Annotated in this window: 27 protein-coding genes, 1 tRNA gene and 1 riboswitch; of the genes, 11 read left to right on the top strand and 17 right to left on the bottom strand. The window is 69.9% G+C overall.

All coding sequences use genetic code 11. The annotated features are described in order from the left end of the window. Position 1: 1 nt before the first annotated feature. The 3 genes from ACIPXC_RS21795 to ACIPXC_RS21785 form a co-directional block, all read right to left on the bottom strand. Complete coding sequence (locus tag ACIPXC_RS21795) at positions 2-322, bottom strand: DMT family transporter (RefSeq protein WP_401620633.1); 321 nt, start codon at positions 320-322, stop codon at positions 2-4. Between the two features lie 31 nt (positions 323-353). Further along, positions 354-423, bottom strand: a riboswitch (guanidine-III (ykkC-III) riboswitch). Between the two features lie 53 nt (positions 424-476). Further along, positions 477-818 (bottom strand): co-chaperone GroES, encoded by a 342-nt coding sequence (locus ACIPXC_RS21790; protein ID WP_030852162.1) that lies wholly within the window; start codon positions 816-818, stop codon positions 477-479. A 43-nt stretch (positions 819-861) separates the two neighbouring features. Continuing rightward, complete coding sequence (locus ACIPXC_RS21785; protein ID WP_401620630.1) at positions 862-1,182, bottom strand: DUF3618 domain-containing protein; 321 nt, start codon at positions 1,180-1,182, stop codon at positions 862-864. A gap of 117 nt (positions 1,183-1,299) precedes the next feature. Here ACIPXC_RS21785 and bcp point away from each other — a divergent pair, with 117 nt between their 5' ends. From bcp to ACIPXC_RS21765, 4 genes are all read left to right on the top strand, one after another. Next, on the top strand, positions 1,300-1,767 hold the full coding sequence (gene bcp / locus ACIPXC_RS21780; RefSeq protein ID WP_401620627.1) for a thioredoxin-dependent thiol peroxidase: 468 nt from the start codon (positions 1,300-1,302) through the stop codon (positions 1,765-1,767). A gap of 144 nt (positions 1,768-1,911) precedes the next feature. Continuing rightward, positions 1,912-2,553, top strand: coding sequence for an HNH endonuclease signature motif containing protein (locus tag ACIPXC_RS21775; protein WP_401620624.1), 642 nt, complete (start codon positions 1,912-1,914; stop codon positions 2,551-2,553). A 56-nt stretch (positions 2,554-2,609) separates the two neighbouring features. Then, the gene (locus tag ACIPXC_RS21770) at positions 2,610-3,086 is read left to right on the top strand and encodes an HNH endonuclease (protein WP_401620621.1); all 477 of its coding nucleotides are present in this window, start codon (positions 2,610-2,612) and stop codon (positions 3,084-3,086) included. Positions 3,087-3,131: 45 nt separating this feature from the next. Then, positions 3,132-3,207: transfer RNA gene (locus tag ACIPXC_RS21765), tRNA-Leu, on the top strand. A gap of 58 nt (positions 3,208-3,265) precedes the next feature. Here the strand turns inward: ACIPXC_RS21765 and rdgB are convergent. The 4 genes from rdgB to ACIPXC_RS21745 all read right to left on the bottom strand — a co-directional run bounded on the left by rdgB (position 3,266) and on the right by ACIPXC_RS21745 (position 5,475). Beyond that, positions 3,266-3,880, bottom strand: a complete 615-nt coding sequence (rdgB, locus tag ACIPXC_RS21760) for an RdgB/HAM1 family non-canonical purine NTP pyrophosphatase (RefSeq protein ID WP_401620618.1) — start codon at positions 3,878-3,880, stop codon at positions 3,266-3,268. A 7-nt stretch (positions 3,881-3,887) separates the two neighbouring features. Continuing rightward, on the bottom strand, positions 3,888-4,268 hold the full coding sequence (locus ACIPXC_RS21755; protein WP_401620615.1) for a hypothetical protein: 381 nt from the start codon (positions 4,266-4,268) through the stop codon (positions 3,888-3,890). Positions 4,269-4,400: 132 nt separating this feature from the next. Further along, complete coding sequence (gene rph, locus ACIPXC_RS21750; RefSeq protein WP_030962816.1) at positions 4,401-5,126, bottom strand: ribonuclease PH; 726 nt, start codon at positions 5,124-5,126, stop codon at positions 4,401-4,403. A 115-nt stretch (positions 5,127-5,241) separates the two neighbouring features. Beyond that, the gene (locus ACIPXC_RS21745; RefSeq protein WP_030662640.1) at positions 5,242-5,475 is read right to left on the bottom strand and encodes a glucose PTS transporter subunit EIIB; all 234 of its coding nucleotides are present in this window, start codon (positions 5,473-5,475) and stop codon (positions 5,242-5,244) included. A gap of 229 nt (positions 5,476-5,704) precedes the next feature. Between ACIPXC_RS21745 and ACIPXC_RS21740 the strand changes: the two genes are divergently transcribed. Next, positions 5,705-7,000 carry a PTS transporter subunit EIIC gene (locus ACIPXC_RS21740; protein ID WP_401620610.1) on the top strand — a complete coding sequence of 432 codons (1,296 nt, stop codon included), beginning with the start codon at positions 5,705-5,707 and terminating at the stop codon, positions 6,998-7,000. A gap of 351 nt (positions 7,001-7,351) precedes the next feature. Continuing rightward, on the top strand, positions 7,352-8,575 hold the full coding sequence (locus tag ACIPXC_RS21735) for a PTS transporter subunit EIIC (RefSeq protein WP_401620660.1): 1,224 nt from the start codon (positions 7,352-7,354) through the stop codon (positions 8,573-8,575). A gap of 96 nt (positions 8,576-8,671) precedes the next feature. On the opposite strand, the gene ACIPXC_RS21730 is transcribed toward ACIPXC_RS21735, so the two are convergent. Then, positions 8,672-9,424: an MBL fold metallo-hydrolase gene (locus ACIPXC_RS21730; protein ID WP_401620607.1), complete on the bottom strand. Its 753-nt coding sequence runs from the start codon at positions 9,422-9,424 to the stop codon at positions 8,672-8,674. Between the two features lie 195 nt (positions 9,425-9,619). On the opposite strand from ACIPXC_RS21730, the gene ACIPXC_RS21725 reads away from it, so the two are divergent. Both ACIPXC_RS21725 and ACIPXC_RS21720 read left to right on the top strand, forming a co-directional pair. Further along, complete coding sequence (locus tag ACIPXC_RS21725; protein WP_401620605.1) at positions 9,620-10,039, top strand: hypothetical protein; 420 nt, start codon at positions 9,620-9,622, stop codon at positions 10,037-10,039. Further along, positions 10,039-10,392, top strand: a complete 354-nt coding sequence (locus tag ACIPXC_RS21720; RefSeq protein WP_401620603.1) for a DUF488 domain-containing protein — start codon at positions 10,039-10,041, stop codon at positions 10,390-10,392. The genes ACIPXC_RS21725 and ACIPXC_RS21720 overlap by 1 nt, the downstream gene beginning before the upstream one ends. A gap of 177 nt (positions 10,393-10,569) precedes the next feature. Here the strand turns inward: ACIPXC_RS21720 and ACIPXC_RS21715 are convergent, their stop codons facing one another. From ACIPXC_RS21715 to clpS, 7 genes are all read right to left on the bottom strand, one after another. Then, the gene (locus tag ACIPXC_RS21715; protein WP_401620600.1) at positions 10,570-11,520 is read right to left on the bottom strand and encodes a PLP-dependent cysteine synthase family protein; all 951 of its coding nucleotides are present in this window, start codon (positions 11,518-11,520) and stop codon (positions 10,570-10,572) included. Then, positions 11,520-11,807, bottom strand: a complete 288-nt coding sequence (locus ACIPXC_RS21710) for a MoaD/ThiS family protein (protein WP_401620597.1) — start codon at positions 11,805-11,807, stop codon at positions 11,520-11,522. The genes ACIPXC_RS21715 and ACIPXC_RS21710 overlap by 1 nt, the downstream gene beginning before the upstream one ends. 96 nt (positions 11,808-11,903) lie before the next feature. After that, positions 11,904-12,011, bottom strand: coding sequence for a putative leader peptide (locus tag ACIPXC_RS21705; protein ID WP_310941867.1), 108 nt, complete (start codon positions 12,009-12,011; stop codon positions 11,904-11,906). A 77-nt stretch (positions 12,012-12,088) separates the two neighbouring features. Further along, positions 12,089-12,511, bottom strand: a complete 423-nt coding sequence (locus ACIPXC_RS21700) for a Mov34/MPN/PAD-1 family protein (RefSeq protein WP_401620593.1) — start codon at positions 12,509-12,511, stop codon at positions 12,089-12,091. Between the two features lie 122 nt (positions 12,512-12,633). Then, positions 12,634-14,073, bottom strand: a complete 1,440-nt coding sequence (locus ACIPXC_RS21695; RefSeq protein WP_401620591.1) for an amino acid permease — start codon at positions 14,071-14,073, stop codon at positions 12,634-12,636. Positions 14,074-14,392: 319 nt separating this feature from the next. Further along, on the bottom strand, positions 14,393-15,004 hold the full coding sequence (locus ACIPXC_RS21690) for a DUF2017 domain-containing protein (RefSeq protein WP_401620588.1): 612 nt from the start codon (positions 15,002-15,004) through the stop codon (positions 14,393-14,395). Beyond that, the gene (gene clpS / locus ACIPXC_RS21685; protein WP_046774742.1) at positions 15,004-15,318 is read right to left on the bottom strand and encodes an ATP-dependent Clp protease adapter ClpS; all 315 of its coding nucleotides are present in this window, start codon (positions 15,316-15,318) and stop codon (positions 15,004-15,006) included. Before clpS ends, ACIPXC_RS21690 begins: the two co-directional genes overlap by 1 nt. Positions 15,319-15,398: 80 nt before the next feature. Here clpS and ACIPXC_RS21680 point away from each other — a divergent pair, with 80 nt between their 5' ends. Continuing rightward, complete coding sequence (locus ACIPXC_RS21680) at positions 15,399-16,727, top strand: nicotinate phosphoribosyltransferase (RefSeq protein ID WP_401620585.1); 1,329 nt, start codon at positions 15,399-15,401, stop codon at positions 16,725-16,727. Between the two features lie 245 nt (positions 16,728-16,972). Continuing rightward, positions 16,973-17,575 (top strand): nicotinamidase, encoded by a 603-nt coding sequence (locus tag ACIPXC_RS21675; protein WP_401620582.1) that lies wholly within the window; start codon positions 16,973-16,975, stop codon positions 17,573-17,575. Positions 17,576-17,624: 49 nt separating this feature from the next. On the opposite strand, the gene ACIPXC_RS21670 is transcribed toward ACIPXC_RS21675, so the two are convergent. Both ACIPXC_RS21670 and ACIPXC_RS21665 read right to left on the bottom strand, forming a co-directional pair. Next, complete coding sequence (locus tag ACIPXC_RS21670; protein WP_030825287.1) at positions 17,625-17,927, bottom strand: hypothetical protein; 303 nt, start codon at positions 17,925-17,927, stop codon at positions 17,625-17,627. A gap of 116 nt (positions 17,928-18,043) precedes the next feature. Beyond that, positions 18,044-20,395: an immune inhibitor A domain-containing protein gene (locus ACIPXC_RS21665; RefSeq protein ID WP_401620657.1), complete on the bottom strand. Its 2,352-nt coding sequence runs from the start codon at positions 20,393-20,395 to the stop codon at positions 18,044-18,046. A gap of 475 nt (positions 20,396-20,870) precedes the next feature. Here ACIPXC_RS21665 and ACIPXC_RS21660 point away from each other — a divergent pair, with 475 nt between their 5' ends. Beyond that, the gene (locus tag ACIPXC_RS21660; RefSeq protein ID WP_401620580.1) at positions 20,871-21,143 is read left to right on the top strand and encodes a hypothetical protein; all 273 of its coding nucleotides are present in this window, start codon (positions 20,871-20,873) and stop codon (positions 21,141-21,143) included. Positions 21,144-21,208 lie beyond the last annotated feature (65 nt).

Raw genomic sequence — 21,208 nt, 5'->3', positions numbered from 1 at the left:
CTCAGTGACCGGAGGTCGCCTTCAGCCCCACCACGGCGACCAGCAGCAGACAGATGAAGAAGACACGGGCGGCGGTGACGGGCTCACCCAGCACCGCCATACCGAGCACGGCCGCACCGGCTGCACCGATGCCCACCCACACCCCGTACGCCGTGCCGATGGGCAGGGTCTTGGCGGCGTAGGACAGCAGCACCATGCTGGCCACGATCCCGGCACCCGTGAACACACTGGGCCAGAGCCGGGTGAAGCCCTCGGTGAACTTCATGCCGATCGACCAGCCGACTTCGAGCAGACCGGCGACGAGAAGAAGAACCCAGGCCATGACGGCACCTCCGAGACATCGAGCGATACGGGGTGCGTCGTCTTGTCCTACCCGGTACGGCGCGTCTCGTCGGGTTCTCACCCACCGTAGCAAAGGACAGCGAAAAGGGCCGGTGACCCGGGCCACCAGCCCTTGCCCGCGACCATCGGTCCGGTCAGAGGTACAGCCCCGTGGAGTCGTCCGACCCCTCCAGCCGCTCCGCGGCCACGGCGTGCAGGTCCCGCTCGCGCATCAGCACGTACGTCGCACCGCGCACCTCGACCTCGGCACGGTCCTCGGGGTCGTACAGCACCCGGTCCCCGGGCTCGACGGTCCGGACGTTCTGCCCGACCGCGACGACCTCGGCCCAGGCCAGCCGCTTGCCCACGGCGGCCGTCGCCGGGATCAGGATGCCGCCGCCGGAGCGCCGCTCGCCCTCGGGCAGGTCGGACTTCACGAGCACGCGGTCGTGCAGCATGCGGATGGGCAGCTTGTCGTGGGTGGTGTTCTCGCTCACGCCACGAACCTACCTGCCCGCGCCCGTCCCGTACCGCGCAGGGTCATCCGCGCTTGTGGCGCGCCGAGACGACGAGCAGTCCGACCAGACCGGCCGCGACCAGCGCCACGGGCACGATGCGCTCCAGGCGCGGTGTGCCGTCCGGGTGACGCAGGCCGTCCCGCACGTCCGTCACGACGCGGTTCACCGCGGCGAAGGCCCGTCCCGCGGTCTGGTCGACGGTCGAGGCGACCCGGGCCCGCGCGTCCCCGATGATCGTCTGCGGGTGCATGCGCACCCCGATCTCGTCGAGCGTCTCGGCGAGCTGCTCGCGGCGGCGGACGATGTCCGCCTCGATCTGTGCGGGGGTCCTGGCTTCCGGCACCGCGCTGCCTCCGTCGTCGTGGTCGTGGTCGTGATCGTGTGGGGGGCGTAGTCCGCCGTGAACAGTCTGTCAGCTTAGTCTCGTGACGTACCGATCCCCTCCCGAGGAGACTGTCAGATGAGCGAGCGACTGCAGCCGGGCGACACCGCCCCGGCCTTCACCCTGCCCGACGCGGACGGCAACGAGGTATCGCTCGCCGAGCACAAGGGCCGCAAGGTCATCGTCTACTTCTACCCCGCCGCCCTGACGCCGGGCTGCACGAAGCAGGCGTGCGACTTCACGGACAACCTGGACGTACTGGCCACGGCCGGATACGACGTCATCGGCGTCTCCCCCGACAAGCCGGAGAAGCTCGCGAAGTTCCGCGAGAAGGAGCACCTGAAGGTCACCCTGGTCGGCGACCCGGAGAAGGAGACGCTGGCGGCGTACGGGGCGTTCGGCGAGAAGAAGCTGTACGGCAAGACGGTCACGGGCGTCATCCGGTCCACGGTGGTCGTGGACGAGGAGGGCAAGGTCGAGCACGCCTTCTACAACGTGAAGGCGACGGGCCACGTAGCCAAGATCATCAAGGACCTGGGCATCTGAGCTCCCCGTCCTCCCGGAGCGGGCCGCCCCTGACCGGGGCGGCCCGCTCCGCTTATCGGACGGGACAGCCCGTGACCGTCCGACTATCGGCTCGTTGCTCCATACGAGAGCCGCACACGCGGCCGGGACGAGAGGGGGAACGGGATGCCGGTCAGTCCGTACACGAGGGAACGCCTGGCGGAGGCTGCAGCGGGAGCGCGGACGCTCACGGAGGCGTTACGGAGGCTGGGCGTGGACCCGAGCGGCCCGTCGCGGCGTTACCTGCGCGACCGCATGCGGAAGCTCGGGGTGGACGTGTCGCACTTCGAGCGTGAAGGGGTGAGGTGGACGAGAGAGGTACTGGCGGAGGCCGTCGCCGCGTCCACAACGATGTGCGAGGTCCTCAGACGGCTCGGTCTCGACGTGGTGGGCGGTCACCACACCCACATCAGCCGCAGGGTGAAGGCGTTCGGGATAGACACCTCCCATTTCGCTTTGCCTTCTTCAGCGGGACGCCCGAAGGCGCGAAGGACCCCGGAGTCACTACTGGTCAGGCAGGAAGGCCCGCAGGCCCGCCGCATGCAGAGCGCGCACCTCAAGCGGGCCCTCGCCGCCCTGGGAGTTCCCGACGCATGCCGGATGTGCGGCATAGAAGCCGTCTGGCAGGGGCGCCCGCTCCCCCTGGAGGTCGACCACATCGACGGCGACTGGCGTAACAACCTCCCCGAAAACCTGCGGCTGTTGTGCCCGAACTGCCACTCCACCACGGACACGTACCGCGGCCGGGCGAAGGGCCGGCGGCGGTGACGGGCGTCCACGGCGCCAGCGGTCCGGCACCTCGACGCCGAGCCTACGCACGGCGTGTGAAGCCCGAGGCATCCGTCCTGCGTGACGCCGTCGCGGCATCCCACACACTGGCCGAAACCCTGAGGCGGCTGGGCCGCGAGCCTTCGGGAAGCATGAACGAGGCGCTCAAGTCCTGGATCCGCGAGGACGGACTGTCGACCGCGCACTTCCTCGGCCAGGCACACCACCGCGGCAAAACCGGCACCATCCCGGTACGGCGGGCCGAGGACGTTCTCGTGCGCCACGACGGGCGGCGCCGTACTCGCTCCCATCTGCTCCTGCGCGCGCTGCGCGAGGTCGGCGTACCTGAATGCTGTGCCATGTGTGGAACGCCTCCGGTCTGGCACGGGCAGCCGATGACGCTGGAGGTCGACCACATCGATGGCGACTGGAGCAATGACCTACATGAGAACCTGCGGCTCCTGTGTCCCAACTGCCACGCGGTCACCAGCACGTGGTGCCGCGGTGGAAGACCCGGCAGATCCGGCAGCTAGCACCCACCCGCATCCCTGCACCACCCAGTACAGTGGTCTTGGCTTGCGCCCGTACGCCAACGGCTGAGCGGCGATCTTTAGGTGGTCGTGTCTGTCGGTTCGAATCCGATCGGGCGTACCAACGCGAAAGGCCTGTCCTCCCGGGCTCCGGGAGGACAGGCCTTCGGCGTATCCGCCCGTCAGGGCAGCAGGGCTCGGATGAAGGGGACCAGGGCTCGGAAGGCCTGGCCTCGGTGGGAGATGGCGTTCTTCTCGGCCGCGGTGAGTTCCGCGCAGGTGCGGGTCTCGCCCAGGGGCTGGAGGATCGGGTCGTAGCCGAAGCCGCCCGTGCCCGAGGGGGTGTGGCGCAGGGTGCCCAGGAGGCGGCCCTCCACGACGCGTTCGGTGCCGTCCGGCAGGGCCAGGGCCGCCGCGCAGAAGAAGTGGGCGCTGCGGTTCTCGTCGGCGATGTCGCCGAGCTGGGCCAGGAGCAGGTCCAGGTTGGCCCTGTCGTCGCCGTGGCGGCCGGCCCAGCGCGCGGAGAAGATGCCGGGGGCGCCGTTCAGGACGTCCACGCACAGGCCGGAGTCGTCGGCGACCGCCGGGAGACCGGTGGCCCTGGCCAGGGCGTGGGCCTTGAGGAGGGCGTTCTCGGCGAAGGTGACGCCGGTCTCCTTGACGTCGGGGATCTCCGGGTACGCGTCCGCGCCGACCAGCCCGTGGGGCAGGCCGGCGTCGGCGAGGATGGCGCGCAGTTCGGAGACTTTGCCCGCGTTGCGGGTCGCGAGGATCAGGCGGCTGGGCGTCGAGGTCATGGCCTCATTATCCCGGGGTGCAGACCTTGGAGATCTCGCTCGCGGCGTCCGCGACCGGCTGGATGTCCGGGACGGTGTTGCCGCTGTCGATGGCGGTGCGGACGTTGTTGACGGCCGTGTTCATCGAGTCGATGGCCTTGCCGAGGTCGGCGTTGTCCGTCTGGTCGCCGATCTTCTTGAGGTTGGTCTCGATCTGGTCGAGTGCGTTCATGGCGTCCTGGGGGCTGTTGCCCGCTTGGGAGACGGCCTGCTGGAGGTCGTTCGCGCCGTCCGTGATGGCGACCGCCGTGTTCGCGCAGTCCATCGCCGTGGAGATGGCGTCGCAGGCGGTGAGGGCCGGGACGGTCAGGACGGCTGCCACGGCTACTGCCGCTATGCGGAGCTTCATGCGGTTCTCCCGAGTGGACGTGTACGAGTGCAAGGACGAGTGCGCGTACGAGCGCGCGGGCGCGCGGTGGTGACACCGTGCGCCCGCGCCCGTTGCCCGTAGGGACGCAGGGCGGTGTCCGGCGGTTGCCGGCTACAGGCCGAGTGCGCCCCGCTGGATGGCTTCGAGGTCCGCGCAGCCGCCGGCGGCGAGGTCGAGGAGGGCGTTCAGTTCCTTGCGGTCGAAGGGCTCGCCCTCGGCGGTGCCCTGGACCTCGACGAAGCGGCCGTCGCCGGTGCAGACCACGTTCATGTCGGTCTCGGCGCGCACGTCCTCCTCGTAGCAGAGGTCGAGGAGCGGGACGCCGTCGACGATGCCGACGCTGACGGCGGCGACGGTTCCGGTGAGGGGCTTGCGGCCGGCCTTGATCAGCTTCTTCTGCTGGCCCCAGGCGACGGCGTCGGCGAGGGCGACGTAGGCGCCGGTGATGGCGGCGGTGCGGGTGCCGCCGTCGGCCTGGAGGACGTCGCAGTCCAGGACGATGGTGTTCTCGCCGAGGGCCTTGTAGTCGATGACGGCGCGCAGCGAGCGGCCGATGAGGCGGGAGATCTCGTGGGTGCGGCCGCCGATCTTGCCGCGGACGGACTCGCGGTCGCCGCGGGTGTTGGTGGAGCGCGGCAGCATCGAGTACTCGGAGGTGACCCAGCCCTCGCCGCTGCCCTTGCGCCAGCGCGGGACGCCTTCGGTGAAGGAGGCGGTGCAGAAGACCTTGGTGTCTCCGAAGGAGATGAGGACGGAGCCCTCGGCGTGCTTGCTCCATCCGCGTTCGATGGTGACCGGGCGGAGCTGTTCGGGCGTACGGCCGTCGATGCGAGACATGTGTCCGAGCCTAGTGGGTGCCCGGCAACGCGTAGACCCCGTCCTGGTGGCGGGACGGGGTCTGCGGGTGCTCGGTGTCGTTCGGGCCGAGCGGCTCGGACTCAGGGAGTCCGGATCACATCATGTCTTCGATGTCGGCGGCGATCGGGTCGGCGTCGGTGCCGATGACGACCTGGACCGCGGTGCCCATCCGGACGACGCCGTGGGCGCCGGCGGCCTTGAGGGCGGCTTCGTCGACGAGGTCGGGGTTGATGACCTCGGTGCGCAGGCGGGTGATGCAGCCCTCGACCTCTTCGATGTTCTCGATGCCGCCGAGCCCGGCGACGATCTTCTCAGCCTTGGTGGCCATGTGTTTCTCCCTGAGTGATGCGAAGAACGAGTCTCAGCGGCCGGAACATGGAGCCTCCGCACGGCCCGCGTTGTCACGGTAACGCACGGTTGGCCCATCTACGCGAGCGCGTGTCCGGTCCCTGCCGAATGATGACGATCAGCAGCAACCTGCCCACAACTGGTCTACACCAGTGTGCACGCAACTGCTGCCGCATCCAAAAAAACCGGGGCCGGTCAGGGAGACGCCGATGAGTGCGAGCAGCGCCGCCGCAGTACCGCGACCGTCGCGGCGCAACACCCTTTACCAGGGGCTGCAGAAGATGGGGCGGAGCCTGCAGCTGCCGATCGCGGTCCTGCCGGCGGCCGGCATCCTGAACCGGCTGGGGCTGATCGACGCCGAGGGCAGCGGTGTGTGGTCCCAGATCGCCAAGGTCATGGCCGCCGCGGGTGGCGCGCTGCTCAACGCGGATCTCGGCCTGCCGCTCCTCTTCTGCGTCGGCGTCGCGATCGGGATGGCGAAGAAGGCGGACGGCTCGACGGCGCTGGCGGCGGTGGCGGGCTTCCTCGTCTACCGCAGTGTGCTGCGCGCGTTCCCGGTGCCCTGCCCGGAGGGCACGAGGGACGTGGGGGGCGGCTGTCTGGGGCCGGACGAGACCTTCGCCCAGTACACCTTCCAGAATCCGGGGGTGTTCGGCGGCATCGTGATGGGCCTGCTGGCCGCCTGGTTCTGGCAGCGCTACCACCGGGTGAAGCTGGTGGACTGGCTCGGCTTCTTCAACGGCCGCCGGCTCGTCCCGATCATCATGGCTTTCGTGGCGATCGCCTTCGCCGCGCTCTGCCTGTGGGTCTGGCCGCCGATCGGTGACGCGCTGGAGAGCTTCTCCGACTGGCTGGTGGGCCTGGACTACTGGGGTGCGGGGATCTTCGGCGTCGCGAACCGCGCGCTGCTGGTGATCGGCCTGCACCAGTTCCTGAACGTGCCGGTGTGGTTCCAGTTCGGCAGTTACACCAAGCCGAACGGGGAGGTGGTGCACGGCGACATCAACATGTTCCTCAGCGGCGACCCGGATGCGGGGCTGTTCCTGACCGGCTTCTTCCCGATCATGATGTTCGCCCTGCCGGCGGCGGCGCTGGCGATCGCGCACTGTGCGAAGCCGCAGCGGCGCAAGGAGGTCGGCGGGCTGATGCTGTCGGTGGCGCTGACCTCGTTCGTCACCGGGATCACCGAACCGCTGGAGTACTCCTTCCTCTTCGTCGCGCCGGCGCTGTACGCGGTGCACGCGGTGCTGACGGGCGTGTCGATGGCGGTGACGTGGGCGTTCGGCGTCCATGACGGCTTCAGCTTCTCGGCGGGTCTGATCGACTACGTCATCAACTGGGGGCTGGCCACGAAGCCCTGGCTGATCATCCCGATCGGACTGGGCTTCGCGGTCGTCTACTACGTCGTCTTCCGCTTCGCGATCACGAAGTTCGACATCCCGACGCCGGGCCGGGAGTCGGACGAGGAGATCGAGGCGATGCGGGCGGAGAACACCAAGGCGTAACCGGCTTGGCGGACAAGGCTGTTCGGCGCGGCCACCGAAGGCCCTCGGATCCGGGATCCGAGGGCCTTCACCCGCTCCGCGAGCCCGGGCGCCGGGGAGGCTCCGGACACCCCGGCTCCGTGTGGCGTAGACCACAGGAAAACGAAGGTTCCTTATCTATCCCCCACCGTGCTACAACTGGTCTACACCACGATTGGTGTAGACCACGCGGACCTGTCCGAGCCCGCGTACCCCCATTTCTGAGACGTCGCCGCCCCCCGTCTTTCCCTGTCGGCGTCGCCTTGCCCACTGGAGGAAGTTGTGTCCACGGCTACCGCCCCCGCGGCGGAGAAGAAGAAGGGCGCTGGCGTGATGGCCGTCATGCAGCGCATCGGCCGGAGCCTCATGCTCCCCGTCGCCGTGATGCCCGCCGCCGCGCTGCTGGTCCGCTTCGGCCAGGACGACATGCTGGCACGTGCCTCGTTCCCCGACTTCGTCCAGAAGCTCGCCGGATACATGGCCGCCGGCGGCGACGCCATCCTCGGCAACATGGCGCTGCTCTTCTGCGTCGGCATCGCGATCGGCTTCGCCAAGAAGTCGGACGGTTCCACCGCGCTCGCGGCCGTCGCCGGCTACCTGGTCTTCCAGAAGGTGCTCGCCACCTTCACCGACAGCAACCTCCCCAAGGTCGCCAAGGTCGTGGAGGGCAAGATCGTCCATGTCGACGCCCCGGTCAACGCCGGCGTCCTCGGCGGCGTGGTGATGGGCATCGTCGTGGCCCTGCTGTACCAGAAGTTCTACCGGACCAAGCTGCCCGACTGGGCGGGCTTCTTCGGCGGTCGCCGCCTCGTCCCGATCCTGTCCTCGTTCGCCGGCCTGGCGATCGGCATCGTCTTCGGCCTGATCTGGCCGGTCCTCGGCACCGGCATCCACGGCTTCAGCGAGTGGCTGGTCGGCTCCGGCGCCGTCGGCGCGGGCATCTTCGGTGTTGCCAACCGCGCGCTCATCCCGATCGGCATGCACCACCTGCTCAACTCCTTCCCGTGGTTCCAGGCGGGCACGTACAACGACGGCGGCACCGACTACCACGGCGACATCGCCCGCTTCCTGCACGGTGACCCGACTGCGGGCCAGTTCATGACCGGCTTCTTCCCGATCATGATGTTCGCCCTCCCGGCCGCCTGCCTCGCGATCACCCACGCGGCCCGCCCCGAGCGCCGCAAGGTCGTCGGCGGCATGATGTTCTCCCTCGCGCTCACCGCCTTCGTCACCGGTGTGACCGAGCCGATCGAGTTCACCTTCATGTTCATCGCGCCGGTGCTGTACGCGATCCACGCGGTCCTGACCGGTGTTTCCATGGCGCTGACCTGGAGCCTCGGTATGAAGGACGGCTTCGGCTTCTCGGCGGGCGCGGTCGACTACCTGCTGAACCTCGGCAAGGCCACCAACCCGCTGGGGCTCGCGATCGTGGGCCTGTGCTTCGCGGTCCTGTACTACGTGATCTTCCGCTTCGCGATCACCAAGTTCAACATCCCCACGCCGGGCCGCGAGTCCGACGAGGAGCTCGCCGAGCTGGTCAAGGCCGAGGCCAAGTAGGCCCCGCCCCATCACCCCGAAGCCCCCGCTCTCCCTTCCGGGAGGGCGGGGGCTTCCGCGTACGTGCGGCGCGGCGGCGCGGTGGCGCGGTCGTGGTCAGACCTCGTAGACCGCGCCCGCGTACGCCAGGTCGACCGGGCCGTCGTATACCGCGCGGGCGTCGGCGAGGTTCTGCGCGGGGTCGGTCCACGGCGGGATGTGGGTCAGGACGAGCCGCCCGACGCCGCCGGCGTGCGCGTACTCGCCGGCCTCGCGGCCGTTGAGGTGGAGGTCCGGGATGTCCTCCTTGCCGTGCGTGAAGGACGCCTCGCACAGGAAGAGGTCGACGCCCTCGGCGAGCCGGCCCAGCTCGGGGCAGACGCCGGTGTCCCCGGAGTACGTGAGCGAGCGGCCGCCGTGCTCGACGCGGATGGCGTACGACTCGACGGGGTGCGCGACCCGCTCGGTGCGGACCTGGAAGGGGCCGATCTCGAAGGCCCCCGGCTTCAGGGTGCGGAAGTCGAAGACCTCGCTCATCGACCGCTCGTCCGGGACGTCGTCATAGGCCGTGGTCAGGCGCTTCTCGGTGCCCTCGGGACCGAAGACGGGGATGGTGCCGCAGCGGCCGCCCTCGTGGCGGTAGAAGCGGGCGACGAAGTACGCGCACATGTCGATGCAGTGATCGGCGTGCAGATGGCTCAGGAAGATCGCGTCGAGGTCGTAGAGACCGCAGTGGCGCTGGAGATCGCCGAGGGCGCCGTTGCCCATGTCGAGCAGCAACCGGAAGCCGTCGGCCTCGACGAGGTAGCTCGAACAGGCCGATTCCGCGGACGGGAACGACCCCGAACAGCCGACGACGGTGAGCTTCATGGAGCGTGAACCTCCGTGGACGGTCCGTGGACGGAATGCGGGCCGTGCGTGGGTCGAGCGTAAGGCGCGAAACGGCCGGTCGCTCCTCCGCGGCAGGCCGTTGTGGGGGGAATCACCTGCGCTGTCACCCGGGGGAGCGACGGGGGGCACGGACGTTGCCGTGCCGGGGCCTTCCCGCGCGGCTACGGTCGAAACATGGACACGTCCTGGTGGCCCGCGGTGGCCGCGGTCGTGGCCCTGGCATTGGTGATGCTGATCGCCGGGGGGCGGCTGGGTGTCCCCCGCCGCCGCCCGCCCGCGCACGGAACCGGCCGGCCGCCGCACCCGCAGCCCGGTGAGCTGTGGGCCCTGGCGGACGGCCGGACCTGCCTGGTGCTGGGCGTGGGCCCGGTACGGGAGCACCGGGCGCGGGTCGCGTGGATCACCGCGAAGTACCACGACCAGCGGGCCGGGGTGATTGCGCTGCCCCCGGGGACGGTGGGGGCGCAGGGCCGGGCGGCCTTCCTGGAGGCGGACCGGCCGGACGAGGTGTCGCTGTGGGACTTCCGGGCGCGGCTGGGGATGCTGGACCCGGCGATCTGGGACGAGGTCAAGGGACTGGGAGGCGGTCGGTGATGCCGGAGATCCGCTTGCGGCGGGTGTACGACCCCCCGGAGCCGGGAGCGGACGGGCTGCGGGTGCTCGTGGACCGGCTCTGGCCGAGGGGCCTGGCGAAGGCGGCGGCGGGCGTGGACAAGTGGCCGAAGGCGGTCACCCCGTCGACGGAACTGCGCAAGTGGTTCCACGACGGGGGCTCGGCCGACGAGTTCCGCCGGCGGTACGAGGCGGAGCTGGCGGAGCCGGAGGCGGTGGCGGAGCTGGCCCGCCTGCGGGGCCTGGCCGGAACCGGGCCGATGACGCTGTTGACCGCGGTCAGGGATCCGGGCTCCAGTCACGCCGCCGTCCTCGCGGAACACCTTTCGGCCTGACGGCCCGGCCGCCGCGCAGGGCTGCTGCCGGGCCCCGCCGGCGGGTCGGGGCCCGGGGGCGGCCGCCGGACACGGCCCGGACCCTCAGGGCCCAGGGCTCAGGGCCCAGGGCTCAGGGCCCAGGGCTCAGGGCCCAGGCAGGGCTCAGGGCCCAGGGCATGATCCGCCGAGCAGACCCTAGGCCCAGAGCTGGCCCTGGAGGACCTCGATGGCTTCCTCCGTGGTCGCCGCGGTGTAGACGCCGGTCGAGAGGTACTTCCAGCCGCCGTCGGCCACGACGAAGACGATGTCGGCGCTCTCCCCCGCGGCCACCGCCTTGCGGCCGACGCCGATCGCCGCGTGCAGGGCGGCGCCCGTGGAGACGCCCGCGAAGATGCCCTCCTGCTGGAGCAGCTCCCGCGTACGGGTGACCGCGTCGGAGGAGCCCACCGAGTAGCGGGTGGTGAGCACGGAGGCGTCGTAGAGCTCGGGGACGAAGCCCTCGTCCAGGTTGCGCAGCCCGTACACGAGGTCGTCGTAGCGCGGCTCGGCCGCGACGATCTTGACTCCCGGCACGTGCTCGCGCAGGTAGCGGCCGACGCCCATCAGGGTGCCGGTGGTGCCCAGGCCGGCCACGAAGTGGGTGATCGACGGGAGGTCGGCGAGGATCTCCGGGCCGGTGGTGGCGTAGTGCGCGTTCGCGTTGTCGGGGTTGCCGTACTGGTAGAGCATCACCCAGTCCGGGTGCTCCGCGGCCAGTTCCTTGGCCACCCGGACGGCCGTGTTGGAGCCGCCGGCGGCCGGCGACGAGATGATCTCGGCTCCCCACATGGCCAGCAGGTCGCGCCGCTCCTGGCTGGTGTTCTCCGGCATCACGCACACGATGCGGTAGCCCTTGAGCTTGGCCGCCATCGCCAGCGAGATGCCGGTGTTGCCCGAGGTGGGCTCCAGGATGGTGCAGCCGGGTCGGAGCCGGCCGTCCTTCTCGGCCTGCTCGACCATGTGGAGCGCGGGGCGGTCCTTGATCGAGCCGGTCGGGTTGCGGTCCTCCAGCTTGGCCCAGATCCGTACGTCTTCCGAGGGCGAGAGCCGGGGCAGCCGGACCAGCGGTGTGTTGCCGACCGCGGCCAGGGGGGAGTCGTAGCGCATTACTTCGATCCGCCGGCCACGGCCGGGAGGATGGTGACGTTGTCGCCGTCCTTGAGGGCGGTGGAGATGCCGTCGAGGAAGCGGACGTCCTCGTCGTTGAGGTAGACGTTCACGAAGCGGCGCAGCTGACCGCCGGCGGCCTGGTCGACGAGTCGCTCCCGGATGCCCTGGTGCCGGGTCTCCAGGTCCGCGAAGAGGTCGGCGAGCGTGGCGCCCTCACCGTTCACGGCCTTCTCGCCGTCGGTGTAGGTGCGGAGGATGGTGGGAATGCGGACCTCGATGGCCATGGCTGGGCTCCAGTCGTCAGGACGTAGGCAGGTGTGCGGGGTGCGGGGGAAACGGGCGCGCGGTTCGTCGGCCCCCGCGCGAGGGGGCTCTGGTGCTCAGGCCGCAGGACAGATGGCGCTGGCGAGGCGGCACAGGTCGACGTGCAGCCGGGCCACGAGCAGCAGCCTGCCGGGCGTCTCGATGCTCACGTCGTGGGGAACCATGCGGTCATGTTAACGATTCCCGGTCCCCGGTTTGGAGTGTGATCCCGCATCGTGGACGGCATCTGCTCGCATGGTGGTCAGTAGGCCTCGACGACCTGCACTTCTTCCTCGGTGATCACGCCGTCGACGATCCGGTACGAGCGGAACTGGAAGTCTCCGAGACCGTCCTCGTCGGCGGTCGAGACCAGCACGTAGTGGGCTCCGGGCTCGTTCGCGTACGTGACGTCGGTGCGCGAGGGATAGGCCTCGGTCGCGGTGTGCGAGTGGTAGACGATCACCGGCTCCTCGTCGCGGTCGTCCATCTCGCGGTAGAGCTTCAGGAGGTCCTTCGAGTCGAACTCGTAGAACGTGGGCGAGCGGGCCGCGTTGAGCATCGGGACGAACCGCTCGGGGCGGCCGGTGCCCGCCGGGCCGGCCACGACACCGCACGCCTCGTCGGGGTGGTCCTGGCGGGCGTGCTCGACGATCCGGTCGTACAGGGCCTGGGTGAGGGTCAGCATGAGCGACAGGATAAGCAGAGGGGCCCTTCCGTACCGAGGAGTGGTACGGAAGGGCCCGCATGGTGGACGGGATGTCCACGGGAGCAGGGCTCCCGGCCGCGGCAGGCGGCCGGGAACCGCTGTCAGGAGGCCTTGGTGAAGGCCGCGCCGCGCGGGTCTCGGTTCTTCATGACCAGGTAGGCGACGCCCAGGATGATCCCCCACAGCGGGGCGCAGTACAGCGAGACGCGGGCGTCCTTGTCGGCGCCCATCATCACGATGACCATGCCGAGGAAGGCCAGGGCGAACCAGCTGGTGTAGGGGGCGCCGGGGGCCTTGAACTTCGAGCCGGGCAGCTCGCCGCGGTTGGCCTTGGCCCGGTAGCGGATCTGGCAGAGCAGGATCATGATCCAGGCCCACATGCCGGAGATGGTGGCGAAGGAGACGACGTAGTCGAAGGCCTTGCCGGGGGCGACGTAGTTGATCCAGACGCCCACGAGCATCAGCGAGGCGGAGAAGGTGGTGCCGATGAGCGGGGTGCCGCTCCTGGTGAGCTTCGTGAAGACCTTCGGGCCCTGGCCGTTGAGCGAGAGGTCGCGCAGCATGCGGCCGGTGGAGTACATGCCCGAGTTGCAGGAGGACAGGGCGGCGGTCAGGACGACGAAGTTGACGATCGCGGCGCCGATGCCCAGGCCCATGCGCTCGAAGGCGGCGACGAAGGGCGAGACGCCCGGCTGGAAGTGCGTCCACGGGACGACCGAGAGGATCATGATGAGCGCGCCGACGTAGAAGACGGCGATGCGCCACGGCACGGTGTTGATGGCCTTGGGCAGGGTCTTCTCGGGGTCCTTGGACTCACCGGCGGTGACGCCGACCAGCTCGACCGCGAGGAAGGCGAACATCACGATCTGCAGGGTCATCAGCGTGCCGCCGATGCCCTTGGGGAAGAAGCCGCCGTCGTTCCAGAGGTTGGCGACGGAGGCGGTCTCGGCGGCGTCGGAGAAGCCGATGGTGAGGATGCCGGCACAGATCAGGATCATGCCGACGATGGCGGTGACCTTGACCATGGAGAACCAGAACTCCAGCTCGCCGAAGAGCTTCACGGAGATCAGGTTGGCGCCGTAGAGGATGACCGTGAAGATCAGCGCGTAGGCCCACTGCGGGAAGCTGTCGTGGGTCCAGTACGACATGTACTGCGCGGCGGCGGTGACCTCGGTGATGCCGGTGACCACCCAGAACAGCCAGTACGTCCAGCCCGTGACGTAGCCCCAGAACGGGCCCAGGAACTCGCGGGCGTAGTCCGAGAAGGAGCCGGAGACGGGCCGGTACATGAGCAGCTCGCCCAGGGCCCGCATGATGACGAAGATGACCAGGCCCGCGATCGCGTAGGCCAGGATCAGGCTGGGGCCGGCCTTGGAGATCGCCTTGCCGGCGCCCAGGAAGAGGCCGGTGCCGATGGCTCCGCCGATCGCGATCATCTGGATCTGGCGGGCGCCGAGCGTGCGGTGGTACCCCTCGCCGCCGTCGCCCCGAGTGCCCTGACCGGGCGTGTTGCCGTGCTGCTCGACCTGCACTGAGGTCATGTGTGGTGCGCCTTTCTCCACGCCGACCCGCGCCTTCATCGGCTGCGAATCGGGTCCTCGATCCCCCCGGATACGGATGGAGTTGCACGCCGGCGGTCTGCCGGTCCAAGCAGGCCGGGAGACATGGGTGGCGTCTCTCCGGCGGTCGTGAAGATCTATCACGTCGTCACGGCCGCCCGAGGGGGAGAAAAGTGGCGCACCACATCAAATTTTCCGGACAAACATCGACGATCATGACAGATCACCGCATGACGGTGATCTGATCGTTATCCGGATTTGAGCGTCCGCTGAGCGAACAATGCCGTGCTTTTGAAGGTCCTCAGAGGGTTTCGATCAAGGATTCCTGAAGTCCGCCGAGCCACAGGTACGCCATCACCATGGGCTTGCGCGGGTCGTCGTCCGGCAGCCGGAAGAGGGCCGCGCTCTCGTCGTCCTCGGTGATGTCGAGCCGGGCGGCGAGGGTCAGGCGCAGGTCGTTGAGCCCGCCCAGCCAGCGCAGCGGCAGCTCGCCGGTCAGCTCCAGCACGGCGGCCTCCTCGCCGGCCGGGGTGAGCGCGTCGAGGCTGCGTACGAGGGCGAGGGCGTCGTCGCGCTTGCGGGCACGCAGGTCGTTCTCGGTGAAGCGGCGGAACTCCGCCGAGCGGGCCCTGGTCTCGGCCGGGTCCACGCCCTCGTCGGCCGCGCCGTCCGGGGAGCCGTAGGCGTCGGGGAAGAGCCGGGCCAGCGCCGGGTCGGACGGGGGCTCGGTGGGACCTTCGGCGAACAGCGCGGCGAGGGGGTCGGCGTCCTCGGCGGGCTCGGGGGCGCCGGGACCGATCAGCTCCAGCATCTGGACGGCCAGGGAGCGCAGGATGGAGATCTCGATCTCGTCCAGCGCGATGGCGGCGCCGCCGCCCTTGAGGGACTCGAACATCCCGGTGGACCGGCCCATCAGGTGCGGTCCTGGGAGAGGGTCGCCCACAGGCCGTAGCCGTGCATGGCCTGCACGTCGCGCTCCATTTCCTCGCGGGTGCCGCTCGAGACGACCGCCCGCCCCTTGTGATGGACGTCGAGCATCAGCTTGTGCGCCACGTCCTTCGAGTATCCGAAGTACGCCTGGAACACGTACGCCACGTAGCTCATGAGGTTGACCGGGTCGTTGTGCACCAGGGTCACCCAGGGAACGTCGGGTTCCGGGACCGCGAAGGTCTCTTCGGCCGACTCGGTGCGTTCGATCTCAATGGGAGCAACACTCACTTGTCCCATGCTGCCACCGTGACGGGCCCGTTGCACAAACGGGACCCACATCTCGTCACTCTGACGAAATGTGCGCTAGCATCGCCGCCATGAACCCTGCGGACCTGGGCCTGCCGGTGGACGTGCCGTCGACAGCGCTCTTCACGGACCATTACGAGCTCACGATGTTGCAGGCCGCCCTGGCCAACGGCACCGCCGACCGCCGCTCGGTCTTCGAGGTGTTCACCCGGCGGCTCCCCGAGGGGCGCCGCTACGGGGTGGTCGCGGGGACCGGCCGGGTGATGGACGCGGTGGAGAACTTCCGCTTCGACGGCGCGGTGCTGGAGTTCCTGCGCGAGCGGGCCGTCGTCGACATGCGGACGCTGGACTGGCTGGCCTCGTACCGCTTCTCCGGCGACATCTGGGGCTATCCGGAGGGCGAGGTCTACTTCCCCGGCTCCCCGGTCCTGCGCGTGGAGGGCAGCTTCGCCGAGTGCGTGCTGCTGGAGACGGTGATCCTGTCGATCCTGAACCACGACTCGGCGATCGCCGCGGCCGCCTCCCGGATGTCCTCGGCGGCCGGGGACCGGCCGCTGATCGAGATGGGCGCCCGGCGCACGCACGAGCTGGCGGCCGTGGCCGCGTCGCGGGCCGCGTACGTGGGCGGCTTCACCTCCACCTCGGACCTGGCGGCCGGCTTCCGGTACGGCATCCCCACCGTCGGCACCAGCGCGCACGCCTTCACCCTGGTCCACGACAGCGAGCGGGACGCCTTCACGGCGCAGGTGGCCTCGCTGGGGCGCGGCACCACCCTCCTGGTGGACACCTACGACGTGGCCGAGGCCGTGCGGACCGCCGTCGAGGTGGCGGGCACCGACCTGGGCGCCGTGCGGATCGACTCCGGGGACCTGCTGCTGGTGGCCCACCGGGTACGCCAGCAGCTGGACGAGCTGGGGGCGACCTCGACGAAGATCGTCGTCACCTCGGACCTGGACGAGTACGCCATCGCCTCGCTCGCGGCGGCTCCGGTGGACGCCTACGGTGTGGGCACGCAGCTGGTCACGGGCAGCGGGCACCCGACGTGCTCGATGGTCTACAAGCTGGTGGCGCGGGCCACCTCGGCGGACCCGAAGGCGGCGCTGGTCCCGGTGGCCAAGAAGTCCTCGGGCGGCAAGACCTCCATCGGCGGCCGCAAGTGGGCGGCGCGGCGGCGGGACGCCGACGGGGTGGCGGAGGCGGAGGTGGTCGGCGTGGGCCCGGTTCCCTCGGCCCTGGCCGACCGGCAGCTGCTGACGCATCTGGTCAAGGCCGGCGAGGTGGTCGCCCGCGAGCCGCTGGAGGCGGCCCGCGACCGCCACCGCGCGGCGCGCGCGGGTCTGCCGCTGTCGGCGACCCAGCTGTCGCGGGGCGAGGCAGTGATCCCCACCGAGTACGTCTAGCCCTGCGGGCACGCCCGGCGGGAGGGGCCGACCGGTGCGGCTCCGTTGCGGGGGCTCCGCCCCCGAGCCCCCGCGCCTCAATCGCCGGCGGGGCTCAAGCAGAGCCCGGCCGGCGACTGAGGCGCGGGCGCGGAGCGCCGTAGGGGGCCTGGGTCGGAGCCCCAGTTTCGGGAAGGGGCGGGGTGGGGGAAGAGCCCCCGCAGGGCCCCGCCCCCGTATCAGCACATCGAGCCGAAGGACACGTCATGCACCGCGCACTGATCGTCGTCGACGTACAGAACGACTTCTGCGAGGGCGGCAGCCTCGCGGTCACCGGCGGAGCCGACGTCGCCGCCGCCATCACCGAGCTGATCGGGCAGGCCACCGCCGGGTACCGGCACGTCGTCGCCACCCGCGACCACCACATCGACCCGGGGACGCACTTCGCGCGCCCCCCGGCCGAGCCGGACTACGAGACCTCCTGGCCGGTGCACTGCGTGGCCGGCACCGAGGGGGTCGGGTTCCACCCGAACTTCGCGCCCGCCGTGGCCTCGGGTGCGGTCGCCGCCGTCTTCGACAAGGGCGCGTACGAGGCCGCCTACAGCGGCTTCGAGGGGGCGGACGAGAACGGCGAGGGCCTCGCCGCCTGGCTGCGGGAGCGCCACGTCGGCGAGGTCGACGTGGTCGGCATCGCCACCGACCACTGCGTGCGGGCCACCGCCCTCGACGCCGCCCGCGCGGGCTTCACCACGCGCGTCCTGCTGGACCTGACGGCGGCCGTGGCCCCGCACACCACCGAGCGGGCTCTGGAGGAACTCCGCGCGGCCGGTGTGACCCTCGTGGGCGCGGTCGGGCCCCGGTCGTCCTAGAGTGCCGGGGCACGGCCGCGCCGCGGGCGCCGCGTGCCCGCCCCGGGCCCTACGTGCCCAGCAGGGCTCTGATCGGGTGCCAGAGCTCCTGGGCGCGGTCGGGAGCGCCGCGCCACAGCAGGCCGTCCGGATGGTGCAGGACGGCCGTCACCTCGTCGGGTGTGGGCGGCTGTGCGTTGCCCCGCAGGTAGACCGCCCGCATTCCGAGGTTCCGCAGCCTGGTCAGGGCGCGGGCCCGGTTCGCGGCGTGCACCAGCACGCGGACATTTCCGCCCTCACCGGACGGCCTCGGCAGCGTGAGCGCGACGACCACGCTGCCGCCTGGCAATCTGACGAAACCTCCACCGGGCATGTCTGTCATCTCCCCCGTCAATAAGAACCTCGTACCGGGGCATCTAAACGCGATCGGCCGCCGCCCGCTAGAGGGCGACGGCCGATCATGCTTTGACCTGCGATTTTACCGAAGTTCTACTTCGAGGGGCCGACCTGGACGGTCATGACCTCACCGTCGTAGGTCTCCTTCAGGATCTTGATCTTGGTGTTGGTGTCAGTGACCTTCACCGATCCGGTCGGGTTCTCGTCGTAGTAGTACTTGCCCTTGTGGTCGTCGAAGACCAGGTTGGCGCGCTTCGGCTTCAGGAACAGCTCCTCGCCGTTCTTGTGCAGCGTGAAGGCGTCCGTCGAGTACGCGCTGAAGGTGGCGTCGTACGGCTGGATCTTGTTGCGCAGCAGGGTGCCGTCGGCCCACTTCATGGGCTTGGCGTTGGCGTCGATCGGGAGGATCAGACCCTGGCCCGGGTGCTGGCTGGTGTTGTTGTCCTTCTGGCTGGTGTCCCACTGCCAGATGAGCAGACCGTCCTGGTACGGGTAGTGCTCGACCCAGTCCGGCCTGGTGTTGCCGAAGCCGAAGTTGTACGGGCCCACCTTGAGGGTGGAGTCGTACGAAACGTAGCGGCGGTTCTCGGCCAGGTAGTACTGCGCGTAGTCCTTGGTGAAGCCGGCACCGATGCGGGAGAAGCCCTTGCCGGTCCAGCCGTTGTCGCCGTTCTCGGCGCCGTCGGTGAACAGCGTGGAGCCGTCCGCGGTGATGGTGAGGGCGTCGGCGGTGAAGCCCTTGCCGCCCGCGCCGCCGTCCGTCTGGTAGCGGAAGCGGAGGTCGACCTTCTTGCCCGCGTAGGCGTCGAGCGGGAAGTGCAGGTTCTTCCAGGCCTCCGAGACACCGGTGAGCGACGGGCTGCCGGCGGCGTCGACCGGGATGGCCGTGCCGTCGGCGGTGCCGGCGAGGGCGGTCCAGTTGGCGCCGCCGTCCGTGGACACCTCGGTGTAGAGGTAGTCGTAGTCGGCCTCGATGTCCCACCAGCCCTTGAGGGACAGGGCGGCGGAGGACTTGCCCGTCAGGTCGACGGAGCGCGTCAGGGTGTTCTTGAGGTCGTCACCCATGTTGCTCCACCACTGGGTGGAGCCCTCGGCGGGCGCGACGATGTCCGTCTGGACCTTCTTCTTCGGCAGTTCGACGACCAGGGCCTGCTTGTCCTTGGTGTTGAACGCCGCCACACCGAGCTTGTGGGTGGACTTCGTCGCGGCCTTGGCCGTGTCGTAGTTCAGCCAGCCCAGCTGGAGCTTGTCCCAGGCGGTCATGTCGCCCGGCATGTCGCCTATGGAGTCCTTGCCGGTGCCGAGCCAGGAGCCGGCCGACATCAGGGACCAGAAGCCGACGCCGTTCTCGCCGCCACCGGAGGTGTCGTAGAGGTCGGGCAGACCGAGGTCGTGACCGTACTCGTGGGCGAAGACGCCGAGGCCGCCGTTCTCGGGCTGCATCGTGTAGTCGCCGACCCAGATACCGGAGTCGCCGATCTGGGTGCCGCCGGCCTTGTTGTTGTCGGGGCCGGTCTTGCCCACCGAGGTGCCGTAGGCGTACCAGCGGTGCGCCCACAGGGCGTCGGGGCCCTGCACGCCGCCACCGGCCGACTCGTCCTCGCCCGCGTGGACGATCTGGAAGTGGTCGATGTAGCCGTCGGGCTCGTTGAAGTTGCCGTCGCCGTCGAAGTCGTAGCGGTCCCAGACGTCGTACTGGGCCAGCTTCGCCTTGATCTCGGCGTCGCTCTTGCCGGCCTTCTTCTGCGCGTCGACCCACGCCGTGACACCGTCCTTGACGGTGTCCCAGACGTTGGCACAGTTGCTCTGGCCGCAGTAGTTGGAGCCGTAACGGGCCTCGTTGTAGGGGACCTTGACCCAGTCGGCGACCTCGCCCTCGACCGAGTAACGGCCCGAGGAGGTCTTCTCGTAGTACGTCTTCAGGGAGTGCTTGCCCTCGCCGGTGGCGAAGTACAGGTCCTGGAAGTACTGACGGCTGAAGTCCGCGCGCCAGGCGGTGCTGTTGTCCTTGGCGCGGTCGGGCTGGGCGATCGTGTTGTGCAGCGGACCGGGGGTGCCGCCGTACTTCGGAACGGCCGGCTTGGGGCCGGGGCCGTCCGGGTCGTGCATGGTGGTGTTGTCGACCTGGTCACCGAACTCGACGAGGATCGTGAAGATCTTGTCGGTCTTCTCGCGGCCGAGCTCGACGTACTTCTTGTCGTCCAGCTTGACGACCTTGGAGGCGCCGCGCTGCTCGACGTCCTTCTTGCCCTGGAGCACCTGGTCCAGGGCGGCCTTGCGCTGCTCGGCCTGCTGCTCGCTGAACGGGCCCTTGAGGTCGTGCTCGACGACCTTGGCAGGAGTGGTCGGGTCCTGCCGGTCGGCCACCGGGGCGGCCGCGGCCCTGCCCTCGGCCTGGGCCGCGGTGACGGTGAAGAAGGTCGCACTGGTCGCACAGGCGGCCATGGTCACGGTGACGGCGGCAGCACGGATCGCACGCCGTCGGGCGGAATTGCTGGTCACTTGATGTCGTTCCCCTCCCGCGGCCGCAACGTCTGAGTTCGGAACTTCTCCATAGGAGCGGGGGGTTCCGCGCGGCGCGCGTCTCAAGTGACGACATTTGACCGGAGAGACGCGAGAAAAGACAGACCTTGACTTGAACCTTACAACTGCACTATGCGGTCAGGGAGTTCCGCTATCCGGACGTTCCGCTGCCATACGGGGCGAACGACCCCTTCCCGACCCCGCAACGGGTCCGTACCGTCCCCCTTTCTCCCCCTGCGGGGCGCGAAACGTGACCCCGTGCGCCCCCTGTGCTCCGGCACCGTGTGTTAGGTCACGCTTACCGGTGGCCCGCCCCGGGCATCCCGTCATGGAGTCACTTGACGCGCGACGTTGGTTGAGCCGACTCCCCCTCCCCTCACCGAGGACGGATATCGCCATGCCGCGTCCGACTGCCGCACAGCTCGCGTACGGGTCCGCCACGGTCATCGTGTCGACGATCGCCATGCTGCTGCTCTCGCAGACGAGCACCGGGCTCGGCGTCGCGGTCATCGCCGCCGCCGCGCTCGCCCTGGGCCTGCTCGTCGCCCTCACCGTGCCCGCTGCGAAGCGCCGCGGCCGCCACGCGGCGCGTACGGGCGCCGGCGCGCCGGCCGCGGAGGCGAGGCCCGAACCGCGGACGGCCTCGGCCGAACACCCCGTCCACCACTGACGCTTCGCCCTCGGCGCGGGCAGGACGCGACGCGGGCGGCCTCCCCGGGGGAGGCCGCCCGCGTC

This window comes from Streptomyces sp. NPDC090021 (assembly GCF_044748225.1).
Lineage (GTDB): Bacteria > Actinomycetota > Actinomycetes > Streptomycetales > Streptomycetaceae > Streptomyces.
This window is presented reverse-complemented; position numbering and strand designations above follow the sequence as displayed.

Coding starts and splice junctions, on each gene's coding strand:
- clpS (WP_046774742.1), bottom strand. CDS start 15,318: ATGGGACAAGTGAGTGTTGCTCCCATTGAGATCGAACGCACCGAGTCG.
- ACIPXC_RS21710 (WP_401620597.1), bottom strand. CDS start 11,807: ATGGCCATCGAGGTCCGCATTCCCACCATCCTCCGCACCTACACCGAC.
- ACIPXC_RS21775 (WP_401620624.1), top strand. CDS start 1,912: ATGCCGGTCAGTCCGTACACGAGGGAACGCCTGGCGGAGGCTGCAGCG.
- ACIPXC_RS21690 (WP_401620588.1), bottom strand. CDS start 15,004: ATGGGCCGGTCCACCGGGATGTTCGAGTCCCTCAAGGGCGGCGGCGCC.
- ACIPXC_RS21755 (WP_401620615.1), bottom strand. CDS start 4,268: ATGAAGCTCCGCATAGCGGCAGTAGCCGTGGCAGCCGTCCTGACCGTC.
- ACIPXC_RS21705 (WP_310941867.1), bottom strand. CDS start 12,011: ATGGTTCCCCACGACGTGAGCATCGAGACGCCCGGCAGGCTGCTGCTC.
- rph (WP_030962816.1), bottom strand. CDS start 5,126: ATGTCTCGCATCGACGGCCGTACGCCCGAACAGCTCCGCCCGGTCACC.
- ACIPXC_RS21725 (WP_401620605.1), top strand. CDS start 9,620: ATGGACACGTCCTGGTGGCCCGCGGTGGCCGCGGTCGTGGCCCTGGCA.
- ACIPXC_RS21735 (WP_401620660.1), top strand. CDS start 7,352: ATGGCCGTCATGCAGCGCATCGGCCGGAGCCTCATGCTCCCCGTCGCC.
- ACIPXC_RS21740 (WP_401620610.1), top strand. CDS start 5,705: ATGAGTGCGAGCAGCGCCGCCGCAGTACCGCGACCGTCGCGGCGCAAC.
- rdgB (WP_401620618.1), bottom strand. CDS start 3,880: ATGACCTCGACGCCCAGCCGCCTGATCCTCGCGACCCGCAACGCGGGC.
- ACIPXC_RS21715 (WP_401620600.1), bottom strand. CDS start 11,520: ATGCGCTACGACTCCCCCCTGGCCGCGGTCGGCAACACACCGCTGGTC.
- ACIPXC_RS21660 (WP_401620580.1), top strand. CDS start 20,871: ATGCCGCGTCCGACTGCCGCACAGCTCGCGTACGGGTCCGCCACGGTC.
- bcp (WP_401620627.1), top strand. CDS start 1,300: ATGAGCGAGCGACTGCAGCCGGGCGACACCGCCCCGGCCTTCACCCTG.
- ACIPXC_RS21680 (WP_401620585.1), top strand. CDS start 15,399: ATGAACCCTGCGGACCTGGGCCTGCCGGTGGACGTGCCGTCGACAGCG.
- ACIPXC_RS21700 (WP_401620593.1), bottom strand. CDS start 12,511: ATGCTGACCCTCACCCAGGCCCTGTACGACCGGATCGTCGAGCACGCC.
- ACIPXC_RS21795 (WP_401620633.1), bottom strand. CDS start 322: ATGGCCTGGGTTCTTCTTCTCGTCGCCGGTCTGCTCGAAGTCGGCTGG.
- ACIPXC_RS21695 (WP_401620591.1), bottom strand. CDS start 14,073: ATGACCTCAGTGCAGGTCGAGCAGCACGGCAACACGCCCGGTCAGGGC.
- ACIPXC_RS21675 (WP_401620582.1), top strand. CDS start 16,973: ATGCACCGCGCACTGATCGTCGTCGACGTACAGAACGACTTCTGCGAG.
- ACIPXC_RS21670 (WP_030825287.1), bottom strand. CDS start 17,927: ATGCCCGGTGGAGGTTTCGTCAGATTGCCAGGCGGCAGCGTGGTCGTC.
- ACIPXC_RS21745 (WP_030662640.1), bottom strand. CDS start 5,475: ATGGCCACCAAGGCTGAGAAGATCGTCGCCGGGCTCGGCGGCATCGAG.
- ACIPXC_RS21720 (WP_401620603.1), top strand. CDS start 10,039: ATGCCGGAGATCCGCTTGCGGCGGGTGTACGACCCCCCGGAGCCGGGA.
- ACIPXC_RS21730 (WP_401620607.1), bottom strand. CDS start 9,424: ATGAAGCTCACCGTCGTCGGCTGTTCGGGGTCGTTCCCGTCCGCGGAA.
- ACIPXC_RS21665 (WP_401620657.1), bottom strand. CDS start 20,395: ATGGCCGCCTGTGCGACCAGTGCGACCTTCTTCACCGTCACCGCGGCC.